Genomic DNA, 22,063 nt, shown 5'->3' with positions numbered 1-22,063 from the left:
CTCCTCATTCGGGTGGCGCCATCTCAGGCTAGGTGGCCCGACCCGCCGCCGCGACTCGGGCCCGGAGAGTCCCTACCGGGCCAGAGTCGCAGCACTGTCGGTGGGCACCTGCGCACGGTCGGACATCCCGTAGTCACGGCTGACCCCGGCGACGCGGAGCCGGTAGTGGGCGAACACCTCGGTGATCCCGGCCCGTTGCGCGTCCCGATGTGCGGCGTTCGTGCGCCACGTGCGCACCGCGTCCTCGTCGCGCCAGAACGACAGCGACAACACTTTGCCCGGCTCGGTCAGGCTCTCGAATCGTTCGATGGAGATGAACCCGTCCACGTCCTCCAGCTCGGCGCGCAACTGCCCGGCCAGGTCGAAGTACCGCTCCCGCTGAGCCGGTTCGGGCCACACCTCGAAGATGACCGCGATCATCCCGGAGTTCCCGGGGCGTGCGGACCGGAGACCGGCCGGGTGAAGAGGCGCTCCTCGGAGCGGATGAACTGTCGTTGCCTGGCGAACTCGTAGTTGCGCCGTCCCAGCGGATCCTGCGCCAGTCGTTGCCGGTAGGCCTCATAGGAGGCCAGGTCGGGGAGGGTGTAGATCCCGTAGGCAGTGGTCAGCGAACCTTCGTGAGGAGCGAAATAGCCCAGCAGGTCGGCGCCGGCGCGGGGGATCGCCTCCCCCCAGGTCCGGGCATAGTGCTCGAAGTCCTCCTGCCGATAGGGATCGATCTCGTAGCGAATGATGCACGTGATGGCCATGTGCCCCTCCTGGGTGGCTCGATGGGTTTCGGTCGCTGCCGAGTCAACCGTGCGATGTTTCGGGCTGCGCCGAAGTGGGCATCGGTACCGTAAGGACAGTGACGTCCGAACGGCTGGTCCTCGTCGGCGCGATGCTGGCCGACCGCAGCCGGGTCGCCCTGCTCACCGCCCTGTTCGACGGCCGCGCGTACACGGTGACCGAACTCGCCCGGCACGTGGGCGTGGCCACCGCTACCGCCAGTGAACATCTGGCCAGGCTGCGCGATGCCGCACTGGTGACCGTGGAGCCCTCCGGGCGGCACCGTTACTACCGGCTCGCCGGGCCCGAGGTCGCCGAGATGCTGGAGTCGCTCGGTGCCGACCCCGCCGCGGCACCACCCCGACCGCATCCCGCCGGCCTGGACCTGGCCCGCAGTTGCTACGACCACCTCGCCGGAGCGGTCGCCGTGGCCGTGTACGAGGACTGCATCCGCGCCGGCTACCTGACGCAGGAAGAAGGGTCGGCACTCCGGCTCACCACCATCGGGCGCACGTTCTTCGACGAGCTAGGCGTAACGGCTGCCGTTGCCCGTACGGACCGGCCGCTGGCCCGGCGGTGCCTGGACTGGACCGAACGGCGTCCCCATCTGGGCGGACTTCTGGGCGCCGGCCTGCTCGCGTGGCTGTTGGCCCACGGCTGGATGGTCCGCGGCGACAGACCCCGCACGATCCGGTTGACCAGGGCCGGCCAGCGCCATCTGCCCAGCCACTTTCCCGGCGTCTTCGATGGCAGGCCCTGACGTGCGCGTGCCAGCATGAGCCATGCGCCTGTGGTCACTGCACCCGCGATACCTGGATCGGCAGGGGCTGCTGGCGTGCTGGCGGGAGGCCCTCCTGGCCCAAGCCGTGCTGACCGGACGTACCGTCGGCTACCGCAGCCATCCTCAGTTGGACCGGTTCCGGACCACCCCGGACCCTGCCGGCTCGATCAGGTGCTACCTGCGGCACGTCGCCGACGAGGCCGACGCCCGAGGCTACCGGTTCGACCGCACGCGCATCGACAACGCACCTCCCGCGGAAGCCCCCGTCGCAGTCACCTCGGGGCAGGTGGAGTTCGAACGAGCCCACCTGCGGGCCAAACTCGTGCACCGCAGCCCGGCGACGGTAGCGGCCCTGGACGCCGATGACCCCCCGGACCCGCATCCGCTGTTCATGGTGGTCCCCGGCCCCGTGGAGCCCTGGGAGCGGGGCTGAACCCGTTCGCCGCCCCGCTCGGGCACCGGGCACAATGGTGCGCGGACCAACCAGGCAGGCCAGCCCCCTGCCACGAAGGAGAACTTGTGCGATGCGCGTCCTGATCACCAACGACGACGGGGTCTCCTCCCCCGGACTGACCGTCCTGGCCAACGTGGCCCATGAAGCTGGGCACGAGGTGATCATCGCCGCGCCGAACCGCCAGTACTCCGGATACAGCGCCGCACTCAGCGCGGAGAACGGCGACAACACCGCCGGCTACCCGTCCGGACCCAGCAGGCCCCAGCACGGCTTGCGGATCTCGACCGCGCGCCCCCCGGGAATCTCCGATGACGTCGAGTCCATCGCCGTGCACGCCAGCCCGGCCGCGATCGCCTACGCCGCCGGGATGGGCGCGTTCGGGCCGCGTCCGGACCTGGTGCTGTCCGGGATCAACCTGGGGCCCAACGTCGGTCCCGCGGTGGTGCACTCCGGCACGGTCGGTGCCGCCCTGTCCGCGGCAGCCCAAGGCATCCCGGCCCTGGCTGCCTCCAGTGCCTCGTTCGACCCCGAGCACTGGGACACCGCCTACCCGGTGATCGCCGAGGCCCTGCACTGGTTGAAGACCCACCCCCAGGACGGCCGGGTGCTCAACATCAACATTCCCGACGTTCCCCTGGAGCGGCTCCGCGGCCTGCGCCCGGCCGAACTCGCGACCTTCGGGACGCTGCCGGACACCGTGGACCGATCGGTGCGGCAGATCCTGTTCGCGCACATGGACGACAGCGGCGAGGCGCCCGCGACCTTCCCCGAGGGCACCGACGTGCACGAACTGATGCAGGGCTGGGCCACCTTGTCACTGATCCGGGCGCCCCGTCACGACGTGCACGAGGCCGCCCTGCCCGCCTTCGACGATCTCTCCTTCGCTCGGGGTCGCGCAGGGGTGCCGCGATGACGTGGTTGGTCACCGGGGGCGCCGGGTATATCGGTGCGCACGTCGTGCGAGCTTTTGCCGGGCAGGGCATCGGCACCGTCGTGATCGATGACCTCTCCAGCGGGCACGCCGACTTCGTGCCGGAGGGAGTCCCGTTCGTCCGCGCCTCCATCCTGGACACCGAGGCGGTCCGCAGCGCCCTGGTGGAGCACCGGATCTCCGGGGTGGTGCACGTGGCCGCGTTCAAGTACGCCGGTGTCTCGGTGCAACGGCCGCTGCACACCTATGCCCAGAACGTGACCGGCACGATCTCGGTGCTGGAGGCGATGGCGCAGGCTCAGGTCAACTCGATCGTGTTCTCCTCCTCCGCCGCGGTCTACGGGACCCCGGAGGCCGAGCAGGTCACCGAGTCCACGCCCACAGCGCCGGAGTCGCCCTATGGGGAGTCCAAACTGATCGGCGAGTGGCTACTGGCCGATCAGGCGCGGGCCGTGGGGCTGAGGCACACGTCGCTGCGGTACTTCAATGTGGTGGGCTCCGGATCTCCCGACCTTCCCGACACCTCCCCGCACAACCTGTTCCCGCTGGTGTTGGAAGCCCTGGCCGCCGGCCGCACCCCGCAGATCAACGGCACCGACTACCCGACTCCGGATGGCACCTGCGTGCGGGACTACATCCACGTCGCGGACCTGGCCGTGGCCCACGTGGAGGCGGCAAAGGCGTTGGCGCAGGGGACCGCCCTGGAGCCGGTGTACAACCTGGGCAGCGGCACCGGCGTGTCGGTCCGGGAGATCATGGACGCGATGGCCGCCGGCACCGGGATCGACTTCGACCCCATCGAAGCGGAGCGCCGCCCGGGCGACCCGGCCCGGATCGTGGCCGATGGTGAACTGGCTGCCCGCGACCTGGGCTGGACGATGCGCCACAGCCTGGAGCAGATGGTCACCAGCGCCTGGCGGGCCCGCCGGCACCAGGCGTGACCCTACCCCGCCATCAGCCCCAGCCGAGGTCGTGCAGGCGTTCATCGTCAATGCCGAAGTGATGGGCGATCTCGTGCACCACCGTGATCGCAACCTCCTCGACCACCTCCGCCTCGTTGTCGCACAGGCGCAGCGTGGGGTTACGAAAGATCGTGATCCGGTCCGGTAGCGAACCGGCCGCCCACCACTCTCCGCGCTCAGTCAGCGGGACGCCCTCGTACAGCCCGAGCAGATCGGGTTCGCCGGCATCGGCCGGGGGTTCGTCCTCGACCAGCACCACCACGTTGTCCATCAGGTCGGCCAACTCGTCCGGGATCAGATCCAGCCCGTCGGCCACCGCCTCCTCGAACTGCTCCATCGACATCTCGATCATGGCGCTGTGCACCCGCTCGCGCCGGTGGCAGCCGCCGTCCCGGCAACTCGGCGGCTGGGACCGGTCGGCACCCCGGTCACAGGCCTCCGGCCACCGCGGCCCCGGCACGCAGCCAGGCGCGCTGGGTCTCCGCCGCCAGCGATTCGAACCGCAGCACCGATTCCACCATCGCCCGGTCATAGGGAATGGTGACCACCTCGCGCACCCAGCCGGCGAACCCGTCGGCGATCTGCTGCACCGAGGGATTCACGTCCTTCTCCCGGGCCTGGGAGACCACCACCACGGCGCCGTGGGCCAACCGGGCGCTGTGCTCATCACGCTGGCCCAGGGCCTCCAGCAGTAGCGCACCGGCCTCGGCGTGCTCGGGCTTGGCGATCGTGGCCACGACCAACTGGTCGGCCTTGTCGATCATCCGCAACCAGTGGTCGGCGGACTCATCGTTGCCGGAGTCGATGAAGATGAGCCGGTAGTAGCGCCCGGCCACGTCGTGCACCAGATCCACGTCCTCCCCGGTGATGCGCTGCTCGGCGGAGAGCACATTCGGATTGGACCGCAGCACGTCGTACTTGTCCGCGGCCTGGTGATGCACGAAGTGGGAGATGTCCCCGGCCTTGGCCGCCGGATCCAGCAGCGCGTGCCCCCGGGGCAACAACTCCTGCACGGTGGCCTCGTGCTTGCCCTGCTCGGTGCGCCAGCCCAGCGTCCCGCGCGTCTCGTTGTTGTCCCAGGCCAGGGTCGCCGCACCGGAGTTGCGCGCGAAGACCGCCGCCAGCAGCGCCGTCGTCGGGGTCTTGTTCGCCCCACCCTTACCGTTGACCACCGCGATCGTGCGCACCCCGGGCCAGTGCTGGGAGACGGCGTTGACATCGGCCCGCTCGGCACGCTCGGTCGCGCTGGGACTGGTGCGGATACCGACCTTGGTCAGGGCACCGCGCACCCCCTGCGTCGCCGGGGCCTCGGCCTGCTCGGTGCGCAGGAACGACTCCCGCAGTTCCCGACGCCGGGGGGAGGACTGGGCGTCGTCACCGGATTGTGCGCTGCCGGTGTGGCGCACGGGGGATTCACCCGGGCCGTAGTGATCCGGCGGCGGTACTGTTCCGGGCAACGCGGCATGGCTGTGCCCGTCGTGGCCCGGCGGGGCGTAGGCTCCTCCGGCGGGGCCGGGAGCGGCCGGGCCGGGAGCGCCCGGGATCTCCGGCAGTACCTCGGTCTCCTGTGCCCGAGCGGTGCTGCCCAACACATCGCGCAATCCGCCCACCTGTTCCGGCGCCGCCGGCGCCGCGGGTGCTCCGGGCTGGTCCCGGAAGGCGTGCGAGACCGAGCCGGGCGAGAACGCGGGTCGCACGGAACGACGTTCGGGGGCTGCTGGGGGCGCGAACGCCTCCGGCCCCGGCTCGACGCCGAGGCCCAGGTCGGGCCGGGCAGCCGGGTCGGCCGCAGTGGGCGCGGCCAGAATCGCCGGGTCCGCCGTCTCGGGATCCAGGGTGCCGGATCCGACGGCGGTGGCGGTGGCCGGCGAGGCCTCCTCGGCCGAGCCTGCCGTCGGGGCCGGGCTGTGGTCCTCGGCTACGGTGTTCATCGTTCCCCCTGCCGCCGGCGCCTCATCGATCACCTCCCCATCCGGGGTCACCACCAGCCGCCACCCCGTACCGTCCGGATCCGTCAGTGCGACCTGTACCGGCCCACCGACGATCTGTGCCGCCAAGCCGGTGATGTAGTGCAGGGCCTCCGCCCGGGTATCGGCGAGATCCCGTCCGCTCAGCTCGTAGGTGCCGCCGTTGAACGCCACCACCGCGGTGCGCTCGGAACGCACCTGCGCCAAGACCTCGGGAAGCACACTGTGCTCTCCGATCCCCATCGCTTACTCCTCAGTAGATCGGGTCACGTGCGGATTCCCCAGCACTCTATCGACAACCAGCAGCCGCACGCGCTTCGAGTCGGCCAACCCACCCGGGTGCCGGTTCGCAACCGCCCGGTTCCGCCGGCGCTCACCAGGGTGCGCAAGACCACACCGGGCCGTTTTGCCCTGCCGCAGTTGGGTACCGTATGATTTCGGAGGTCTTGGGGCGCCGAAGTGCGTCACGGGCGTCCAGTAGGAACAGACCGGGCCCCCATCGTCTAGCGGCCTAGGACCCCGCCCTTTCACGGCGGTAGCACGGGTTCGAATCCCGTTGGGGGTGCGAATCGCAACAAGAGAATGTCCAGTACCATCAGTATTTGCAAGGCCCCGTAGCTCAGTTGGTTAGAGCGCCGCCCTGTCACGGCGGAGGCCGCCGGTTCAAGTCCGGTCGGGGTCGCGAGACAACAAGCCCGGCCCACCCGCACCATGGTGGCCGGGCGTTCGTCTCGGGGCTCTGTAGCTCAGTTGGTAGAGCGTTCGACTGAAAATCGAAAGGTCACCGGATCGACGCCGGTCGGAGCCACCTTCGAATACGGGATTGCGCCGCAGGTCAGAAGCCTGCGGCGTTTCTCTTCCCGGGGAGGGGTCGCCGGTGGGAGCCTCCCCGGCCGATCCGTAGCAGCATCGAGCCGAGGAACACCCATGGAAAGGGACCTCAAGATGCGAGTCGCGATCGGAGCACCGGGCAACGGGGCGGCGCTGAAGGACGAACTGAAGGCCCACTTGGAGGCGGACCCGCGCGTGAGCGAAGTCATCGACCTTTCCACGGCGGAGATCACCTATCCGCAGGTGTCCTTCCAAGCGGCCCGTGCCGTGCTCGACGGCACGGCCGAGCGCGCGATCCTGGTCTGCGGAACCGGGATCGGCACCGCGATCGCGGCGAGCAAGGTCAAGGGCGCCCGGGCGGCCACTGCGCACAACCTCCTCACCGTGCGCGGGTCGGTGGAGAACTACGACGCACAGATCCTGTGCATGGGTCAGAACGTGATCGCCCCGGTGGCGGCGAAGGCGCTGGTCGATGTGTGGCTGGACCTGCGTCACGATCCGGCGAGCAACTACGGGCTCCGGCTCACCGAGATCGATGACTACGAAACACGCTGACGCGCCGTCGCGGCGGCCGGACCGGCCGGCGCCGGTCGAGCGGGCGGCGCCACTATGGGCTTAATCCGCGTCCTGAGTTGCCCCGAAGCCGCAGGGGCGGTTGGCTGAGTCAGCAGACTAGGGTGAGGGATAACGCAGGACGGAGACAAAAAATGGTCCAGGACAGTCACAATACGAGAGTTCCCTCCGGCGAAACGCCCTCGGTCGGCGCACTGCTGGCCAAGGTCACCGAGAACATCTCCGCGCTGGTGCGTGACGAGATCGAACTCGTTCAGACCCAACTCACCGAGAAGGGCAAGGCGATGGGCCTGGGTATCGGCCTGTTCGTCGGTGCCGGGGTTTTCGGGCTGTTCATGCTCGGTTGGCTGCTCACCGCCGGGATGTTCGGTCTCGCCACCGTGATGCCTTACTGGGCGGCCTCGCTCATCGTGGCCGGGGTGCTGCTCGTGGTCGTCGTGATCCTGGCGCTGCTCGGCAAGTCCGCCCTGTCCAAGGCGCCGTCGCCCCACACCGGTGAGAACATCAAGAAGGACGTCGAAGCCGTCAAGCAGGGAGTCAAGTCATGAGCACCGAGACCGGCAAGGGGCCCGGGGCAGCCGACCCCAAGGAGACCCGTAAGCGCACCGCCGACGAGATCGAGGCGGACCTGGCGGCCAAGCGGCTCGAACTGACCCGCAGCGTGGATGCCTTGGTCGACCGCGTCGACCCGCGCACCCAGGTCTCCGGTTTCGTCAACGACGTCAAGTCGGGCGAGCCACGCGCGGTCTCCATCGTCGGCGGCGTGGCTGCTGCGGTCATTGGTGTGATCGGCGTGACGATCCTGCGCCGTAGCCGCTGATCCCCGCGTTTTTCCCCGGGCCTCGGATCGCCTGCCGCAGGTAACCAGTTGGCCCATCGCCACCGCCTACATGTACGGTGGTAGTACGACACATTGACCAAATCCCGGTGGTCACTACGTCCTCGGACGGTGTGACCCCGGCAGTATCCGGTGGAGGGGGTCTCGCTCATGGGGCGCGGCCGTCAGAAGGCAAAGCAGACCAAAGTCGCTCGGAAGTTGAAGTACTACAGCCCCGAGACGGACTACGAGGCGCTCGAACGCGAACTCGCCGGTGGGACGCAGACCGATCTTGCCGATCGGTACGACATCCCGCCCGCGACCGACGAGGACGACGACGACTGAGACAGGCCCCCGAACTGAGGCCGTGACCAGGTGTGCCGCAGGGGTCCGTGACCCCTGAACCACCCGGTTCCTCAGTGGTGCCCGGAGCGGGCGACGGCCACGCCGTCACGCGGTGCGGTACGCACCGTGCATCTGCACACCTCCGCCGTGCACACCCTTGGTGCCCCGCACCACCGGCGCCACGCATTCATCGATGTCGCCTGCCCGGTGCACCTGACCCAGCGCCCAGGCGGGCACGTCGCGCTCGCCGAGCAGCCGAAGGGTCTCATCCACCCCGTCTGCCGCCACGATGGCGATCATCCCGACACCCAGGTTCAACGTCGCCTCCAGATCCGCCCACGGCACCGCGCCCAGGCCGCGCACCACGTCGAACACGGCCGGCACGTCCCAGGACGAACGGTCCACGGTGGCCACCAGATCGGCCGGCAGGACCCGGGCCAGGTTCGCCGCCAGCCCCCCGCCGGTGATATGGCTGAAGGCGCGCACCTGTGCCGGGGCGTGCGCGGCCAGGGCCAAGGCGTCGAGGGCATACACCCGGGTTGGTTCCAGTAGTTCGGCGCCCAGGGTACGGGCGAACTCCGGGACCTGCCGGTCCAGTTCCCATCCGGATCGGGCGATCACGGCGCGCACCAGCGAGTACCCGTTGGCGTGCAGACCGGAGGAGGCCATCGCGACCACCACGTCACCGGCACGGACCCGGTCCGGGCCCAGCACGTCGTCGGCCTCCACGACTCCGGTGGCCGCGCCGGCGACGTCGTACTCGTCCGCGGCGAGCAGCCCGGGATGCTCTGCGGTCTCTCCACCCACCAGCGCCGTACCGGCCACCTGACATGCCTGCGCGATCCCGCGCACGATATCGGCGATGCGCTCGGGCACCACCGAGCCGGTCGCGATGTAGTCGGTCATGAACAGTGGCGTGGCGCCGACCACGACGATGTCGTCGACCACCATGCCCACCAGGTCGAAGCCGATCGTGTGGTGCACATCCATTTCCTGGGCGATGGCGACCTTGGTGCCCACCCCATCGGTGGAGGTGGCCAGCAGTGGACGGCGGTAGTCCTTCAGGGTCGAGGCGTCCACCATTCCGGCGAACCCGCCCACCCCACCGATCACGGCGGGTGTGTGCGTGGCGCGCACCGCGTCTTTCATCAACTCCACGGCTTTGTCCCCGGCCTCGGTGTCGACACCCGCGGAGGCGTAGGTCAGCGGTGCATCCGGGCGCACTGCCTCCGGTGCCCCCGGGGTGCCCGGCTGGCGGTCGTCGTCGGGCCTCACGGTCGCAGCAGTGCTCCTTCGCCGCCGGTGGCCACGGACAGTGACGGCAGCCCGTCACTGGGGTTGCCCAGCGGAAGTTCGTCCTGGTCGGTCATCTCCGCGCGGTCGGCTGATTCGGACACCGGGATCGGGTAGTCGCCGGTGAAGCAGGCCGCGCACAACCTGGCCGCGTCCTGCTCGGTGGCCTCGATCATCGCCTCCAGGGAAATGTATCCGAGCGAGTCCGCGCCCAGGCTGGCGCCGATCTCCTCGGCGCTGAGCCCGTTGGCGATCAGTTCGGCGCGGGTGGCGAAGTCGATGCCGTAGAAACAGGGCCACTTCACCGGCGGGGCAGAGATGCGCACGTGCACCTCGGCGGCTCCGGCCTCGCGCAGCATCCGGATCAGGGCGCGCTGGGTGTTGCCGCGCACGATCGAATCGTCCACCACCACCAGGCGCTTGCCGCGGATCACCTCCCGCAGCGGATTGAGTTTCAGCCGGATTCCCAGTTGCCGGATGGTGTCGGAGGGTTCGATGAAGGTACGACCCACGTAGGCGTTCTTGGTCAGCCCCTGGGCGAACGGGATACCGGACTCGGTGGCGTACCCGATCGCGGCCGGGGTACCGGACTCGGGCACCGGGATGACCAGGTCGGCCTCGGCCGGGGCCTCACGGGCCAGCGAGCGCCCCATCTGCACCCGGGCGGCGTTCACGGACCTGCCGGCGATCGTGGTGTCCGGGCGCGCCAGGTAGACGTATTCGAACACACAGCCCTTCGGAGCCGGTGCGGCGAAGCGGCGCGAGCGCAGCCCGTCGTCGTCGATCACGATCAGTTCGCCGGGCTCGACCTCGCGCACGAAGGAGGCACCGATGATGTCAAGGGCGGCGGTCTCGGAGGCGACCACCCAGCCACGGGCCAGGCGCCCCAGCACCAGGGGACGCACGCCTTGAGGGTCCCGGGCGGCGTACAGGCCGTGTTCGTCGATGAAGGCGAGTGAGAAGGCACCGCGAACCCGGGGCAGCACCTCCATCGCGGTGGTCTCCAGGTCATGGCCTGGGTCGCCGCTGAGCAGCGCGGTGAGCACGGTGGTGTCGGTTGCGCACCCGTCGAGTCGATGGCGCACCGCGGTGCCGTAACGTTCCTCGACCAGGGCGATGAGTTCGGAGGTGTTCGTCAGGTTCCCGTTGTGGCCGAGCGCGATCGTGCCCGAGGACGTCGGACCGAGGGTGGGCTGGGCGTTCTCCCACACCGAAGCCCCGTGGGTGGCATAGCGCACGTGACCCAGCGCGATGTGCCCGGTGAGCGGGCGCAGCGAGGTGTCGTTGAACACCTGCGAAACCAGGCCCATGTCCTTGTACACCAGGATCTGCTCACCGTTGGAGGTTGCTATCCCGGCCGACTCCTGGCCCCGGTGCTGCAGGGCGTATAGGCCGAAGTAGGCGAGTTTGGCCACTTCCTCCCCCGGTGCCCAGAGCCCGAACACCCCGCAGGCATCCTGGGGCCCCTTCTCCCCGGGGAGCAGTTCATGTGAGAGTTGACCATCTCCGCGCGCCACGGCCCCATCGTCCCACATATCGCCAGGGCCGCGTGTGGCGCCCGGACAGCCTCGCCGAAGTCAGGATCGACGACGACGGGCCCGGGCGTCCATGAGCAGCGCCACCGCGCAGGCGGCCAGGGCGAACACAGGGACCAGGAACACCGAGATGAGCAGGAAGACGCCGGGCAGGGACAGGAACTCGGTGGGTCGAGCGAACACCGCCGTGCCCACCGCGCAGAAGATCAGGCCAACCAGCGCCCCGAGCATCCCGATCCGGCGGAAGCGAGGCACCTTGCGCACCGTGGTCGGATCCGCCATCGCCATCGCCTCGGCGCCGCTGACCACATCAGCGGTCGACGGCGCAGCCTCCCGGGCTGCATCGGCGCCGGTATCGGCGTGGTCATCCTGAGCGTCATTCACGCCTCCGACGCTAGCACCGCCGATCACAGCGGCAATGGCAGCACCTCACCGAGGTCGGCGCGCAGTCCGGAGGCCTGGACGCGACCACTGGCCAGCGCCTCATCCCAGCCGAGCGCGCCGGTGGCCAGGGCCAGCCAGGTGTGCGCGTCCATCTCGATCACGTTCGGTGGAGTGCCGCGAGTGTGCCTGGGCCCGGCGATGGCCTGGGTGACCCCGGCCGGGGGCACCCGCACCTCCACCGAGTTTCCGGGGTGGTGCCGGGCGAGTACCTGCAGGGTGAACCGAACCGCAGTGCGCAGTTGCGGGCCGTCGGCCGCGCCGTTGCGCCACGCCTGCAGTGCCTGGACGCCCTCCTGGGGTGCTATCGCTCGAGCCACGCCTGGAGGCTACCGGTCGCCGCAGCGGTGGCGCTCCCGAGGGAGGCATGACCGGGCCCACCATCGGATCACGCCGCGCGCGGCGGGGTCCGATAAGGGGTTTGCAAACCCGCTACCTAGCGCTACTATGTACCAGTAGTGAGTGACACTGAGTAGTGAGGTGCGATGAGTAAACAGGTCACCGAGATGCTCAAGGGCACGCTGGAGGGTCTGGTGCTGGCCATCTTGGCCTCCCGGCCCGCCTACGGCTACGAGATCACCGCGTGGCTTCGCGATCAGGGCTTCACCGATATCGCGGAGGGCACCGTGTACGCCCTGCTGGTCCGCGTCGAGAAGCGGCAACTGGTGGATGTGGAGAAGGTCCCCTCGGAGAAGGGGCCGCCGCGCAAGGTCTACACACTCAACGCCCAGGGACAGCAAAACCTCGATGAATTCTGGAGGAACTGGACGTTCCTCACCGAGCGAGTCGAACAACTCCGTCAGGAGGGGACATAGAGATGGCAGAGAAAAGGAAGTGGTTCGAGTGGCTGACCGGCTCGCTCGAGCAGAAGAAGCGGTACAAGCAGCAGCAGGCACGTGTGAAGCAACTGCCGGCCGGCTACCAACAGGCTCAGGAAGCCATCGAGCGCTACCTCATGCACCGAGGTGGGATCAGCGACGGTGAGGAGTTGCTGCAGATGCTCGACGACCTCACCGAACTCATGGAACGTGCCGCGGCCGACGGCACCGCTATCAACGACGTCATCGGCGAGGATCCAGTGGACTTCGCCGACGAGTTCCTTGCCAACTACACCGACAGCCAGTGGATCAACAAGGAGAAGGACCGGCTGAAGAGGTCCGTCGATGACGCGACCCGGAGGCAGGACGCGGAGGACACACCATGACCACGACGACGCTCACCGAACCCGCCATTGACGTCCGTCGCCTGACCAAGAGGTACAAGGACAACGAGGTCCTCACGGGCGTGGAGTTCGCGGTTGCACCGGGAAGTATCTTCGCGCTGCTGGGCTCCAACGGCGCCGGCAAGACCACGATCGTTCGTATCCTCTCCACACTGCTGAAAGCCGACGCCGGGTCCGCCCTGGTCAACGGTATCGACGTTGCCCGCGAACCCGGCAAGGTGCGCGAGTCGATCAGCCTGACCGGACAATTCACCGCCGTGGACGAGATGCTCACCGGCCGGGAGAACCTGATGCTGGTCGCGCAATTGCGTCATCTCGAGAACCCCCGCGTCATCGCAGAGGAGTTGCTGGAGAAGTTCTCGCTCATCGATGCCGGCGCACAGAGGGCCTCCACCTACTCCGGCGGCATGCGGCGGCGTCTCGACCTCGCCATGAGCCTGATCGGTGACCCGGAGGTCATTTTCCTCGATGAGCCCACCACCGGCCTGGACCCCAGGTCCCGGCTGGAAGTGTGGGACTCCATCCGGACACTGGCGCGCGGGGGCACCACGATCTTGCTCACCACCCAGTATCTCGATGAGGCCGAGCAACTCGCCGACAGGATCGCGATCCTGCATGAAGGACGCATCATCGCGAACGGGACTTTGTCCGAACTCAAGGAACTGCTGCCCCCGGCCGAGGTCGAGTACGTGGAGAAGAGGCCCAGCCTGGAGGACATCTTCCTGGCCATTACCAGCACTGACCCGGGCGCACGCGCCCCGGAGAAGGACCAATCATGAGTACGCACGCCTTCAGTGAGACCAGAACTCTGCTCGGACGGTCCCTGCGCCACATCGCCCGCAGCCCGGACACCATCATCACCACCGCGATCATGCCGATCGCGTTCCTGCTGCTGTTCGTCTACGTCTTCGGCGGCGCCATCGACGCCGGCACCGACGACTATGTGAACTATCTGCTGCCCGGGATTCTCCTGATCACCGTGGCGTCCGGGATCGCCTACACCGCGTACCGGCTGTTCCTGGACATGCAGAGAGGCATCTTCGAACGGTTCAGTTCGTTGCCGATCTCCCGATCCGCCACCTTGTGGGCACACGTGCTGACCTCGCTGGTCGCCAACCTGATCTCACTGACCATCGTCATCGGCGTGGCTCTGCTGATGGGATTTCGCTCCAGTGCCGGTGTGCTGGAATGGCTGGCGGTCGCAGGAATTCTGATCCTGTTCACCATGGCGCTGACCTGGCTGGCCGTCATCGCCGGACTCTCCGCCAACAGCGTCGAAGGAGCCAGCGCATTCTCGTACCCGCTGATCTTCCTGCCATTCCTCAGTTCGGCGTTCGTACCCACCGACTCGATGCCCGCTGCGGTGCGAGCCTTCGCTGAGAACCAGCCGGTCACCCCGATCGTGGAGGCGCTCCGCAACCTGCTCACTGGTCAGGCGCTCGGCGAGGAGATAGGCGTCGCCTTGGCCTGGTGCGTCGGAGTATTGCTGGTGGCCGTCCTCATCGCGGTGAGGATCTACCGCCGCAAGATCTCATAGACGACTCGCTCACGTTGGCGGTGGCCACTGGCGGCTTCGGTTGTGGCGCACTTCACGTCAACGATTACCGTGCGTGCCGCCAAGCCCGTTCACCAACTGTTCCTCCGACGCCGGACGCGCAGTCACCGCAGGGTTCGCCTGTGGTTCGTCGGTGCTGGCGCGGTAGTCGATACTCCCCGAGCCGCTGGTCCCGGCCCGGTAGGCCCGCACCGAGCGCAGCCGCGGCGATGGGCCCCGGAGTTCGATGCGCAGCCGTCGGACGGTGACCGGGCTGACGGCGTGCAGACGTTTGTGACCCACGCTCTGCCCGGCGGCGAGCACCTCGGCCTTGGCGGGGTCCGTGCGGGCCGGGGCGTCGTCGTCATCGATCAGCACCCGATGGGCGCCGATGCGCTGGCCGTCGTCATAGTCCTCGGCGAGTTCCAGGTGGTCGATCATCACCGGCTCCTCGAAGGTAGCGATCCAGACGTCGCCGGCCCCGCTCAGGTGTGCCCGGATCGGCCGAGCGAAGCGCCGGTCGAGTTCGGTGCGCCAGTCCCGCAACCGGTTGGCGTCGTCGTCGCCGATCAACCCGCGGTCATCGGGCGGGACGTTGAGGAGCAGGTTCGTCCCCATCCCGACGGAGCGGTAGTAGATGCCCAGCAGGTGCTCGGTGGACTTGGGCTCGTCGTCGCGGGCCCAGAACCAGCCGCGGCGCAGCGAGACGTCGCACTCCGGGGGCAGGTAGCGCGGTGCGCCGAGGTCGGTGGTGTCGGTGACGTAGTTGGACACCTCGGTGCTCTCGACCACATAGCGCACCGGATCGGCGGCCAGGCCGTCCTCGTTTCCGACCCAGCGGATCGTGGGCCGGCCCATATTGAAGACCATCGCCTGCGGCTGATGCTCGTCGATAACCGCCATCACGCCGTCCCAGTCGTAGGTCCTTCCCTGGCTGCCGGCGCCGTCGAACCACAGTTCCACAAGCGGGCCGTATCCGGTGCACAACTCCCATAGTTGCGCCTGGTAGAAGCGGTCATAGGCCTGCCGGTCGTCATAGCAGGCGGCATTGCGGTCCCACGGCGACAGGTACAGCCCGAACGGCATGCCGGCCTCCCGGCAGGCCCGCGCCACCTCGGCTACCACGTCTCCCCGACCATCTCGCCACGGTGCGGACGCCACGGAGTAGTCGGTAGTGGCCGTGGGCCACAGGCAGAAGCCGTCGTGGTGCTTGGCGGTGAGAATGAAGTAGCGTGCGCCGGTCTCCTGCGCCGTGCGCACCCACTGGCCCGCGTCCAGGCTGCTCGGGTTGAAACTCGCTGCCGGTAAAGTGCCGTCGCTCCACTCCTTGCCGTGAAAGGTGTTCACGCCGAAGTGGCAGAAAAAGCCCAGTTCCAGATCTTGCCAGGCTCGTTGAGCCGAGCTGGGCGGGATGGGTCGCATGCTCGGCGTGCTCGACATAGGCGGCATGGTCGGCGAGGCTACCGGCTGGCCATCCTCTCCGCGATCACCACCATAAGACGCGGCCCCGGCGCCAGGATCCCCGCGCACAACGCGTGAGGCCACGCCCCTCACGGGTGCGTGCCGGTTTCGGTGTGACTGTGGCTCGCCGGTTCGATCTGGATGGTGGAGTGCTCCACGTCGAAATGCCCGCGCACGCAGTCCTGCACCGCGTCGAGCACCCGGCAGAACTGCGCCGGATCCAGCACCTGATCGGTCACCACCACGTGCGCGCTCAGTACCGGGACTCCGGAGGTGATGGTCCAGGCGTGCAGGTCGTGCACGTCCAGCACTCCGTCCACGCTCCTCATGTGCTCACGCACCCGGGTCAGTTCCAGATCCACCGGGGTGCCTTCCAGCAGCACCCGGCCCACGTCACGAAGCAGCAGCGCCGCGCGCGGGGCGATCATGAGTCCGATCGCCAACGAGGCCACCGCGTCGGCGGCGCTCCACCCGGTCAACGCGATCACCACCGCCGCGGCGATCACCGCAACCGAACCGAGCAGGTCGCCCAGCACCTCCAGGTAGGCCCCGCGCACGTTCAGGCTCTCGGACCTGCCGGCGGACAGCAGGCGGAGCGCGATGAGGTTGGCCGCCAACCCGATCACGCCGAAGACCAGCATCAGCGGACCCTGCACCTCGGGAGGCTCGAGCAACCGCCGGATCCCCTCGATGATCACCACCACGGCGATCACGGCCAGCAGCACCCCATTGATCAGGGCGGCGAACACCTCAGCGCGTTGGAACCCGAAGGTCCACCGTCCGCTCGCGGGGCGCGCCGCCAGCCAGGTGGCGACCAGGGCGATAGCCAGCCCGGCGGAGTCGGTGAGCATGTGGCCTGCGTCGGCGAGGAGGGCGAGGGAACCGGTGAGCACGGCCCCGATCACCTCGGCCACCATCACGGTCACGGTGATCACCAGCGCCAGCGCGATCCGGGACCGGTACTTCTGACCGGCGGTCACCGGCACGTAGTGCTCGGTCATGGCCCCGCTCCGGCCGGCAGCAGCGCCGGTGTGGTCTGCGAGTCGTCGGTGGCCCGGCCCCGGCCACGGGCGCCCACCAGAGCGCAGGCGCGCATCGCCATAGGCCGATGCTATCAATCGCAATCGATAACCGGGCCTGAGGTCCGGTCCTGGCTACCGCCGCGCACGCGAGCGTGCTTGCCGAGCCGCCTTGCTCCCCCGGCGCCACTGCCGGTTCTGTTCCGCGCCCAGCCGGGCGTCGGCACGCATCGCCTGGCGCTGCGCCTCCCGGCGCAGCGAGCGCCAGGAGTCCAGCCGGCGTTCGGCCAAAGCCCCGGACTCCACCGCGGCCTGCACCGCGCAACCCGGTTCACGGTCATGGGCGCAGTCGGTGAACCGGCATCCCGCTGCGATCGACTCCACGTCCTCGAACGTGGTGGCCACCGCGTCCTCGGTGGCCACCAGCCCGATCGAGCGCAGCCCCGGGGTGTCGATCAGCACCTGCCCGTGCCCCAGCGGCACGAGTTCACGATGGGTGGTGGTGTGCATTCCGCGCTGGTCCCCGCGCAACCGGCCGGTACCCATCACCTCCGTACCTGCGAGGGTGTTCACGAGTGTGGACTTACCCGCTCCCGAGGGCCCCACCAGTACCAGCGTGGAGGCGTCGTCCAGAACGGTTCGCAGGTGGTCGATGCCCGCGCCCGTGGTGGCACTGAGGGCGAGCACCCTGGCTGTGGGCGCAACCGCGCGCACCTGCTCCACCCAGTAGTCGGCGTCAGCGACCACATCAGCCTTGGTCAGCACCACCACCGGCCGCGCACCGCAGCGATGAGCGATGGTGAGCAGCCGTTCGATCCGCCCCAGTGCAGGCAGCGGCTCCAACGGCTCCGCGATCAGCACGGTGTCCACATTCGCGGCGATGACCTGCTCGCGGGAGGTGGTATCCGCGCTGTCCCGGACCAACTCGCTGATGCGCGGTGCGATCCGGGCCGCCCCCTCGGCAACGTGCAGCCAGTCCCCCACTGCCGGCGCCAGGGGCTCACCAACCACCGCCGGCAACGTGCCCTCTGGACCGGTACGCCAGGTGCGACCGGCTGCCTGCGGCACGGCGGCGTCGTCGGGCGTGTCGTGCGCGTTTACCCCGTCGAAGGCAACCTGGGTACCGTCGTCGGGGATCGCGCGGATGGCGCCCTTGTCCACCCGGGTCACACGCCATCGCGAGGGCGACAGCGCGCCCGGAGCACCGGAGTCGGCTTGCTGCTGGTTCATCACCGTTCACAGTACGAACGCCCGCAACGCAATTTGCGGCCCTTGTCCGGCGATCAGCCGCCCACGCGCGATGACGGCCGCGCCTTCGGGTCGGGGCCGGGCCGGGTGGTGCCGTGGCGCGCAGGGCCAGGAAATCGGGCGGGCGCTGGTGGGCGAGGCGGTGACGGCCGCGCGGGAGGGAGTACATCGTCCTTCCTAACGCACCACGGCGGGGCCTCTAGGCCGAGCGGATCCTCGCGATGCTCTGAGGATCCTGGCGCACACAGCCGCACACAGCCGCACACAGGCGAACACAGCCGAAGGCGAGGGTTATGGCCGAGGGCGAGCGGTCTAGCACTCGTCCTCGGCGCTCGGGCTCGCTCTCGACCGCTGTGGGGCGGAGTGCAAGTGGAGTGTCAGGAGCCGCCGCGGGCGATGAAGTTCGCCTCCACATGGCTCACCATCGCGTCGCAGGTGCGCAGGAGCAGCCACACCAGGATGGGGCTGACCAGCAACAGCACCACGTCGAAGGTGAAGTAGACGATGCCCGCGGCCACCACCAGCATGGCCAGCACGCCCAGGGCCACCAGCGGGGTCCTGGCCATGTAGTACACGGCCAGCCGGGCCACGTCGCGGGTGCGCAACGCGAAGAAGGACGTGATCACCAGGCCGTTCAGGGCCCACACCGAGAACAGCACCGCGAGCACCACCAGCACCACCCCGTAGCCTCCCGGTACTCCCGCGTACTCCAGGTTGGCCAGGGTGATGCCGATGATCGTGAGCACGGCGAGGCCGGGCACCCATAGTTTGAGGACCTCGACCACGTTGAGCCGGTAGCCGCGCAGGAATGAGGCCATCGGCGTCAGCGACTCGGCGCGGTACCGGTCCCGCATGGCGAACAGCCCGGCCGACAGTGCCGGACCAGCCGGAACCAGGCAGAGCGCGACCAGCGGGATGTTGCTCGTCGAGCGATCCAGCAGCATCAGCGGCAACGTGCCCGGGAGCGTGGTCAGGACGAGCAGCACGCCCACGACGAGGAACCAGTAGATCGCGCCGGTGCCGCGGCCGAGGACGCCATCGCCGGGGTCGCGGGCCGCTGAACGGTCAGAGGTCATGGTCATACCTGCCAGATCGGGGTTCGTCTTGGACGCATTCTGCCCCGATGCGAACGGAGCCGGTGGCGATGTGCTGCCACCGGCCCCGTCGTCACCGGGTCACGGAACCTTCGCAAGTACGGCCGAGTGATCTTACTCCTCGTCCTCGAAGGCGTCCTCGTCCACGTCGCGCTCGACGGCCTCATTGGCGACCTGGACGTAGTTCTCCATCCCGAGGCCCTCGAGTTCGGCCACGTAGCTGTCCCACTCGTCAAGTGAGCGCTGACCGATGATGAAGGCAGCGGTGTTCTGCTGCACGGCGTCGCCGAGGGTGTTGGAGGTCAGGGACTGCGTCTCCTGCTCGGCCTCGTCGTAGGGGTAGGGAGGCCCGGGCGGGATCACTTCCTTCTCTCCCATGATGGACAGGAACTCGACCATCTCATCACCGAGCATCGACTGGACCAGGTCCTCGGTCGAACCCTGTGCGGGCATCCAGACACCGTTGTGGAAGCCGTAGTCCACATTCAGTGACTCATCGGCATCGGGGTTGATGCCATGGATGTCGATGTTCTCGTTGAGGATGCGGGTGTCGCCGTCACGCTCGAAGGTCTCACCCTCCACACCCCACTTGGCGAACTCCTGGCCCTCGTCGGAGAAGTACAGCCAGTCGACCAGTTGCAGGGTCGCGACGAGCGTCTCCTTGTCCGCCAGATCGGCGGAGAACATCAGGCCGGATTCCGTCCGGCCTTCGGTGGTGACATTGCCCGCCGGGCCGGCCGGCACCGGGATCATCCGCAGTTCCACGTCCGGGTCATCGAATCCGTCCCGGTAGTTGAGGATCTCCTGGTTGTTGCCCGCGATCGCCGCGGCCTGACCATTGGTGAACTTCGCAATGGCGGTGTCATCGTCCTGGCTGACCGACTCGGGGTCCAGGACCCCGCGCTCCACCAGGTCGTTGAGGTACGTCAGCAGGTCGCGGTAACCGTCCTGGGCACCGGCGTAGACGTACTGGCCGGCGTCGTGGTCGTAGTTCAGACCATCACCGAAGCCCCAACCGGCGGAGGTGCCGAAGGAGTCGGCCATGAAACTGACGGTGGCCTCCATCGGGCCGCCACCGCTCCACCGCTCCGTCCAGCCGTAGTCGAGGTCATGGTCGTTCATGACCGTCTCGAGCTGGTCGGCGAGTTCGTCGAAGGTCTCGGGGTCCTCGGTGAACCCGGACTCCTCGAACAGATCCTTGCGGACCACCAGCGAGTACTGCGGGAAGGGGTTCTCGTGCAGGCCCGGGATCATGTAGTAGCGCCCGTCGACTTGACGCTGCTGCTCGATCTCCTCCCACAGGTCCCACTCGTCAGCCTTCTGGGTGAAGTGCGGCATCAGGTCCAGGTAATCCGAGATCGGCAGAATCGTGCCCGAGCCGACGAACTGAGCCTCGTCCCCCGCATAGGTGACCGGGATGACGTCCGGGGCGTTACCACCGGCGATCGCCAGCGAGCGGCCCTCGGCCCAGTCCGAGAGTGGCACCACCTGGTTGTTGAAGACGACGTTGTGGTTCTCCTCGATCACGTCGAAGAACATCCAGTCCTCATCGAGCGGGTAGTTCGGATGATCGCGGTACATCACCGAGATCTCCAGCGGCTCATCGGTGGTGGCCACGAACGTGTCACCGACGGAGAAGTCCTCCATCGCGCCCACGTTCTGGGACTCGTCCTCGAGGAGTTCCTCGGCGTCGACCTCGTCGCCACCACCATCGCCGCAGGCGGCCAGCACCAGGGCTGTGGCAGTCGCGGTCGAGATACCCGCGAGCACCCTTCTTCGTGTATTCCTCATCTTTCCTCCAATGGTGAACGTCGTCGTTCGCGACGATCGAATGCGGGACTGGCAGTGGGCAGCGACGCTCACTGCTTGACGGCTCCGAGCATCACGCCGGAGACGAAGTACTTCTGGATGAACGGGTACAGGCACAGGATCGGCAGCATCGTCAGCAACATCGCCACCGCCTGGATGTTGGAGTTGATCTGCGCGCTCTCGGTGCCAAGACCCTCGGTGGAGAGGGCGCCGGCCATCAGGTTGCGCAGGTACATGGTGACCGGGTACAGATTCGCGTCATCGAGGTAGATGAACGCGAAGAACCACTGGTTCCAGAACGCGACCGCATAGAACAGGATCATGGTGGCGATCACCGCCTTGGACAGCGGCAGCACGATGCGCCACAGGACCCCGTAGGTATGCAGGCCGTCGATCCGGGCGGCTTCCTCGAGGTCGGCGGGGAAGTTCTCGAAGAAAGACTTCATGATCAGCAGGTTGAACGCGCTGATCGCGTTCGGGATCACGATCGCCCACATCGTGTTACGCATCCCCAGGTTGTCCACGAGCACGTAGTTCGGGATCAGGCCGCCGTTGAAGACCATCGTGAACAGCGCGATCGCGATGAAGATGTTGCGGCCCTTGAGGTGCTTCTTGCTGATGGCGTAGGCGAACGTGGTGGTCAGCACCATCGAGATCGCGGTGGCGGTGACGGTGTAGACCACGGTGTTGCGGTAGTTGGTCCAGAACCGGCTGTCGCCCATCACCGCCTCGAAGGTGGTGACGTTGAATCCGCGCGGGAACAGGTTCACCTGCCCGCGAGTGATGTAGATCTCGGCGGAGAATGCCTGCGCGATCACGTTGACGAACGGGTACAGCGTGAGGACGCACACCAGGATCAGGAAGAACGCGTTGAACCACCGGAACACGGTGTAGCCGCGGCTGTCCTTGATCTTGGTCGCCTGTTCGTTGACGCCCAGGATCTCATTCGCCCGGCCCTTGGCCTTGGCATCGACTGAC

The 22,063-nt window shown here is 68.1% G+C and carries 26 protein-coding genes and 3 tRNA genes; 15 read left to right on the top strand and 14 right to left on the bottom strand.

All coding sequences use genetic code 11. The annotated features are described in order from the left end of the window. Window positions 1-72: 72 nt before the first annotated feature. On the bottom strand, window positions 73-420 hold the full coding sequence (locus tag ACO0LU_RS00650; protein ID WP_424789504.1) for an antibiotic biosynthesis monooxygenase family protein: 348 nt from the start codon (window positions 418-420) through the stop codon (window positions 73-75). Further along, window positions 417-749, bottom strand: a complete 333-nt coding sequence (locus tag ACO0LU_RS00645; protein ID WP_424789503.1) for an NIPSNAP family protein — start codon at window positions 747-749, stop codon at window positions 417-419. Before ACO0LU_RS00645 ends, ACO0LU_RS00650 begins: the two co-directional genes overlap by 4 nt. A 98-nt stretch (window positions 750-847) precedes the next feature. Here ACO0LU_RS00645 and ACO0LU_RS00640 point away from each other — a divergent pair, with 98 nt between their 5' ends. From ACO0LU_RS00640 to galE, 4 genes are all read left to right on the top strand, one after another. Next, window positions 848-1,528, top strand: a complete 681-nt coding sequence (locus ACO0LU_RS00640; protein ID WP_424789502.1) for an ArsR/SmtB family transcription factor — start codon at window positions 848-850, stop codon at window positions 1,526-1,528. 22 nt (window positions 1,529-1,550) lie between these two features. Beyond that, entirely contained in the window at window positions 1,551-1,982 is a 432-nt protein-coding gene (locus tag ACO0LU_RS00635; protein WP_424789501.1) for a pyrimidine dimer DNA glycosylase/endonuclease V, read from the top strand. Window positions 1,983-2,073: 91 nt separating this feature from the next. Beyond that, complete coding sequence (gene surE, locus ACO0LU_RS00630; protein WP_424789500.1) at window positions 2,074-2,916, top strand: 5'/3'-nucleotidase SurE; 843 nt, start codon at window positions 2,074-2,076, stop codon at window positions 2,914-2,916. After that, window positions 2,913-3,875 carry a UDP-glucose 4-epimerase GalE gene (gene galE / locus ACO0LU_RS00625; protein ID WP_424789499.1) on the top strand — a complete coding sequence of 321 codons (963 nt, stop codon included), beginning with the start codon at window positions 2,913-2,915 and terminating at the stop codon, window positions 3,873-3,875. Before surE ends, galE begins: the two co-directional genes overlap by 4 nt. A gap of 13 nt (window positions 3,876-3,888) precedes the next feature. On the opposite strand, the gene ACO0LU_RS00620 is transcribed toward galE, so the two are convergent. Further along, window positions 3,889-4,248 carry a metallopeptidase family protein gene (locus tag ACO0LU_RS00620; RefSeq protein ID WP_424789498.1) on the bottom strand — a complete coding sequence of 120 codons (360 nt, stop codon included), beginning with the start codon at window positions 4,246-4,248 and terminating at the stop codon, window positions 3,889-3,891. A gap of 76 nt (window positions 4,249-4,324) precedes the next feature. Beyond that, entirely contained in the window at window positions 4,325-6,106 is a 1,782-nt protein-coding gene (locus ACO0LU_RS00615) for a MinD/ParA family ATP-binding protein (protein WP_424789497.1), read from the bottom strand. 249 nt (window positions 6,107-6,355) lie between these two features. Here ACO0LU_RS00615 and ACO0LU_RS00610 point away from each other — a divergent pair. The 7 genes from ACO0LU_RS00610 to ACO0LU_RS00580 all read left to right on the top strand — a co-directional run bounded on the left by ACO0LU_RS00610 (window position 6,356) and on the right by ACO0LU_RS00580 (window position 8,429). Further along, window positions 6,356-6,428, top strand: a tRNA-Glu gene (locus tag ACO0LU_RS00610). A 43-nt stretch (window positions 6,429-6,471) separates the two neighbouring features. Continuing rightward, window positions 6,472-6,545, top strand: a tRNA-Asp gene (locus ACO0LU_RS00605). A gap of 53 nt (window positions 6,546-6,598) precedes the next feature. Next, window positions 6,599-6,671, top strand: a tRNA-Phe gene (locus tag ACO0LU_RS00600). Between the two features lie 119 nt (window positions 6,672-6,790). Further along, the gene (locus ACO0LU_RS00595) at window positions 6,791-7,249 is read left to right on the top strand and encodes an RpiB/LacA/LacB family sugar-phosphate isomerase (protein ID WP_424789496.1); all 459 of its coding nucleotides are present in this window, start codon (window positions 6,791-6,793) and stop codon (window positions 7,247-7,249) included. Window positions 7,250-7,401: 152 nt separating this feature from the next. Beyond that, window positions 7,402-7,815, top strand: coding sequence for a phage holin family protein (locus ACO0LU_RS00590; RefSeq protein ID WP_424789495.1), 414 nt, complete (start codon window positions 7,402-7,404; stop codon window positions 7,813-7,815). Then, window positions 7,812-8,087: a DUF3618 domain-containing protein gene (locus tag ACO0LU_RS00585; RefSeq protein ID WP_424789494.1), complete on the top strand. Its 276-nt coding sequence runs from the start codon at window positions 7,812-7,814 to the stop codon at window positions 8,085-8,087. Before ACO0LU_RS00590 ends, ACO0LU_RS00585 begins: the two co-directional genes overlap by 4 nt. 168 nt (window positions 8,088-8,255) lie before the next feature. Continuing rightward, a complete protein-coding gene (locus ACO0LU_RS00580) occupies window positions 8,256-8,429 on the top strand; it encodes a DUF3073 domain-containing protein (protein ID WP_424789493.1) in 174 nt (57 codons plus the stop codon). Window positions 8,430-8,534: 105 nt separating this feature from the next. Here the strand turns inward: ACO0LU_RS00580 and purM are convergent, their stop codons facing one another. The 4 genes from purM to ACO0LU_RS00560 are packed head-to-tail and all read right to left on the bottom strand — an operon-like array spanning window position 8,535 to window position 12,018. Next, window positions 8,535-9,653 carry a phosphoribosylformylglycinamidine cyclo-ligase gene (gene purM / locus ACO0LU_RS00575; protein ID WP_424790173.1) on the bottom strand — a complete coding sequence of 373 codons (1,119 nt, stop codon included), beginning with the start codon at window positions 9,651-9,653 and terminating at the stop codon, window positions 8,535-8,537. Window positions 9,654-9,700: 47 nt separating this feature from the next. Continuing rightward, a complete protein-coding gene (purF, locus tag ACO0LU_RS00570; protein ID WP_424789492.1) occupies window positions 9,701-11,257 on the bottom strand; it encodes an amidophosphoribosyltransferase in 1,557 nt (518 codons plus the stop codon). Window positions 11,258-11,299: 42 nt separating this feature from the next. Continuing rightward, on the bottom strand, window positions 11,300-11,641 hold the full coding sequence (locus ACO0LU_RS00565; protein ID WP_424789491.1) for a hypothetical protein: 342 nt from the start codon (window positions 11,639-11,641) through the stop codon (window positions 11,300-11,302). A gap of 23 nt (window positions 11,642-11,664) precedes the next feature. Beyond that, window positions 11,665-12,018, bottom strand: a complete 354-nt coding sequence (locus ACO0LU_RS00560) for a sterol carrier family protein (RefSeq protein WP_424789490.1) — start codon at window positions 12,016-12,018, stop codon at window positions 11,665-11,667. A 165-nt stretch (window positions 12,019-12,183) separates the two neighbouring features. Here ACO0LU_RS00560 and ACO0LU_RS00555 point away from each other — a divergent pair, with 165 nt between their 5' ends. From ACO0LU_RS00555 to ACO0LU_RS00540, 4 genes are read left to right on the top strand one after another with little or no spacing between them, the layout of a single operon-like run. Next, complete coding sequence (locus ACO0LU_RS00555) at window positions 12,184-12,513, top strand: PadR family transcriptional regulator (protein ID WP_424789489.1); 330 nt, start codon at window positions 12,184-12,186, stop codon at window positions 12,511-12,513. A gap of 2 nt (window positions 12,514-12,515) precedes the next feature. After that, window positions 12,516-12,902, top strand: a complete 387-nt coding sequence (locus ACO0LU_RS00550) for a DUF1048 domain-containing protein (protein ID WP_424789488.1) — start codon at window positions 12,516-12,518, stop codon at window positions 12,900-12,902. Next, complete coding sequence (locus tag ACO0LU_RS00545) at window positions 12,899-13,699, top strand: ABC transporter ATP-binding protein (RefSeq protein ID WP_424789487.1); 801 nt, start codon at window positions 12,899-12,901, stop codon at window positions 13,697-13,699. Before ACO0LU_RS00550 ends, ACO0LU_RS00545 begins: the two co-directional genes overlap by 4 nt. After that, window positions 13,696-14,457, top strand: coding sequence for an ABC transporter permease (locus ACO0LU_RS00540; RefSeq protein WP_424789486.1), 762 nt, complete (start codon window positions 13,696-13,698; stop codon window positions 14,455-14,457). Before ACO0LU_RS00545 ends, ACO0LU_RS00540 begins: the two co-directional genes overlap by 4 nt. A gap of 57 nt (window positions 14,458-14,514) precedes the next feature. Here the strand turns inward: ACO0LU_RS00540 and ACO0LU_RS00535 are convergent, their stop codons facing one another. The 6 genes from ACO0LU_RS00535 to ACO0LU_RS00510 form a co-directional block, all read right to left on the bottom strand. Next, window positions 14,515-15,894 (bottom strand): alpha-L-fucosidase, encoded by a 1,380-nt coding sequence (locus ACO0LU_RS00535; protein ID WP_424789485.1) that lies wholly within the window; start codon window positions 15,892-15,894, stop codon window positions 14,515-14,517. 110 nt (window positions 15,895-16,004) lie between these two features. Beyond that, the gene (locus tag ACO0LU_RS00530) at window positions 16,005-16,916 is read right to left on the bottom strand and encodes a cation diffusion facilitator family transporter (protein ID WP_424789484.1); all 912 of its coding nucleotides are present in this window, start codon (window positions 16,914-16,916) and stop codon (window positions 16,005-16,007) included. Between the two features lie 153 nt (window positions 16,917-17,069). Then, complete coding sequence (gene rsgA, locus ACO0LU_RS00525; protein WP_424789483.1) at window positions 17,070-18,164, bottom strand: ribosome small subunit-dependent GTPase A; 1,095 nt, start codon at window positions 18,162-18,164, stop codon at window positions 17,070-17,072. A 395-nt stretch (window positions 18,165-18,559) separates the two neighbouring features. Then, window positions 18,560-19,258, bottom strand: coding sequence for a glycosyltransferase (locus ACO0LU_RS00520; protein ID WP_424789482.1), 699 nt, complete (start codon window positions 19,256-19,258; stop codon window positions 18,560-18,562). A gap of 132 nt (window positions 19,259-19,390) precedes the next feature. Further along, entirely contained in the window at window positions 19,391-21,067 is a 1,677-nt protein-coding gene (locus ACO0LU_RS00515) for an extracellular solute-binding protein (protein WP_424789481.1), read from the bottom strand. Between the two features lie 68 nt (window positions 21,068-21,135). Beyond that, window positions 21,136-22,026, bottom strand: coding sequence for a carbohydrate ABC transporter permease (locus tag ACO0LU_RS00510; RefSeq protein WP_424790172.1), 891 nt, complete (start codon window positions 22,024-22,026; stop codon window positions 21,136-21,138). Window positions 22,027-22,063: the final 37 nt, after the last annotated feature.

Origin of the sequence: Pseudactinotalea sp. Z1748, assembly GCF_049725185.1 — a bacterium.
Lineage (GTDB): Bacteria > Actinomycetota > Actinomycetes > Actinomycetales > Beutenbergiaceae > CALKWS01.
The sequence above is the reverse complement of the archived record's forward strand: the minus strand, read 5'-3'. Positions and strand labels throughout refer to the sequence as shown.

Excerpts from the sequence above, each read along its gene's own strand:
- galE (WP_424789499.1), top strand. The coding sequence starts at position 2,913 with ATGACGTGGTTGGTCACCGGGGGCGCCGGGTATATCGGTGCGCACGTC.
- ACO0LU_RS00555 (WP_424789489.1), top strand. The coding sequence starts at position 12,184 with ATGAGTAAACAGGTCACCGAGATGCTCAAGGGCACGCTGGAGGGTCTG.
- rsgA (WP_424789483.1), bottom strand. The coding sequence starts at position 18,164 with ATGAACCAGCAGCAAGCCGACTCCGGTGCTCCGGGCGCGCTGTCGCCC.
- ACO0LU_RS00530 (WP_424789484.1), bottom strand. The coding sequence starts at position 16,916 with ATGACCGAGCACTACGTGCCGGTGACCGCCGGTCAGAAGTACCGGTCC.
- surE (WP_424789500.1), top strand. The coding sequence starts at position 2,074 with ATGCGCGTCCTGATCACCAACGACGACGGGGTCTCCTCCCCCGGACTG.
- ACO0LU_RS00620 (WP_424789498.1), bottom strand. The coding sequence starts at position 4,248 with ATGATCGAGATGTCGATGGAGCAGTTCGAGGAGGCGGTGGCCGACGGG.
- ACO0LU_RS00550 (WP_424789488.1), top strand. The coding sequence starts at position 12,516 with ATGGCAGAGAAAAGGAAGTGGTTCGAGTGGCTGACCGGCTCGCTCGAG.
- ACO0LU_RS00585 (WP_424789494.1), top strand. The coding sequence starts at position 7,812 with ATGAGCACCGAGACCGGCAAGGGGCCCGGGGCAGCCGACCCCAAGGAG.
- purF (WP_424789492.1), bottom strand. The coding sequence starts at position 11,257 with ATGTGGGACGATGGGGCCGTGGCGCGCGGAGATGGTCAACTCTCACAT.
- ACO0LU_RS00590 (WP_424789495.1), top strand. The coding sequence starts at position 7,402 with ATGGTCCAGGACAGTCACAATACGAGAGTTCCCTCCGGCGAAACGCCC.
- ACO0LU_RS00545 (WP_424789487.1), top strand. The coding sequence starts at position 12,899 with ATGACCACGACGACGCTCACCGAACCCGCCATTGACGTCCGTCGCCTG.
- ACO0LU_RS00540 (WP_424789486.1), top strand. The coding sequence starts at position 13,696 with ATGAGTACGCACGCCTTCAGTGAGACCAGAACTCTGCTCGGACGGTCC.
- ACO0LU_RS00645 (WP_424789503.1), bottom strand. The coding sequence starts at position 749 with ATGGCCATCACGTGCATCATTCGCTACGAGATCGATCCCTATCGGCAG.
- ACO0LU_RS00595 (WP_424789496.1), top strand. The coding sequence starts at position 6,791 with ATGGAAAGGGACCTCAAGATGCGAGTCGCGATCGGAGCACCGGGCAAC.
- ACO0LU_RS00515 (WP_424789481.1), bottom strand. The coding sequence starts at position 21,067 with ATGAGGAATACACGAAGAAGGGTGCTCGCGGGTATCTCGACCGCGACT.
- ACO0LU_RS00520 (WP_424789482.1), bottom strand. The coding sequence starts at position 19,258 with ATGACCTCTGACCGTTCAGCGGCCCGCGACCCCGGCGATGGCGTCCTC.
- ACO0LU_RS00615 (WP_424789497.1), bottom strand. The coding sequence starts at position 6,106 with ATGGGGATCGGAGAGCACAGTGTGCTTCCCGAGGTCTTGGCGCAGGTG.
- ACO0LU_RS00635 (WP_424789501.1), top strand. The coding sequence starts at position 1,551 with ATGCGCCTGTGGTCACTGCACCCGCGATACCTGGATCGGCAGGGGCTG.
- ACO0LU_RS00535 (WP_424789485.1), bottom strand. The coding sequence starts at position 15,894 with ATGTCGAGCACGCCGAGCATGCGACCCATCCCGCCCAGCTCGGCTCAA.
- ACO0LU_RS00650 (WP_424789504.1), bottom strand. The coding sequence starts at position 420 with ATGATCGCGGTCATCTTCGAGGTGTGGCCCGAACCGGCTCAGCGGGAG.
- ACO0LU_RS00580 (WP_424789493.1), top strand. The coding sequence starts at position 8,256 with ATGGGGCGCGGCCGTCAGAAGGCAAAGCAGACCAAAGTCGCTCGGAAG.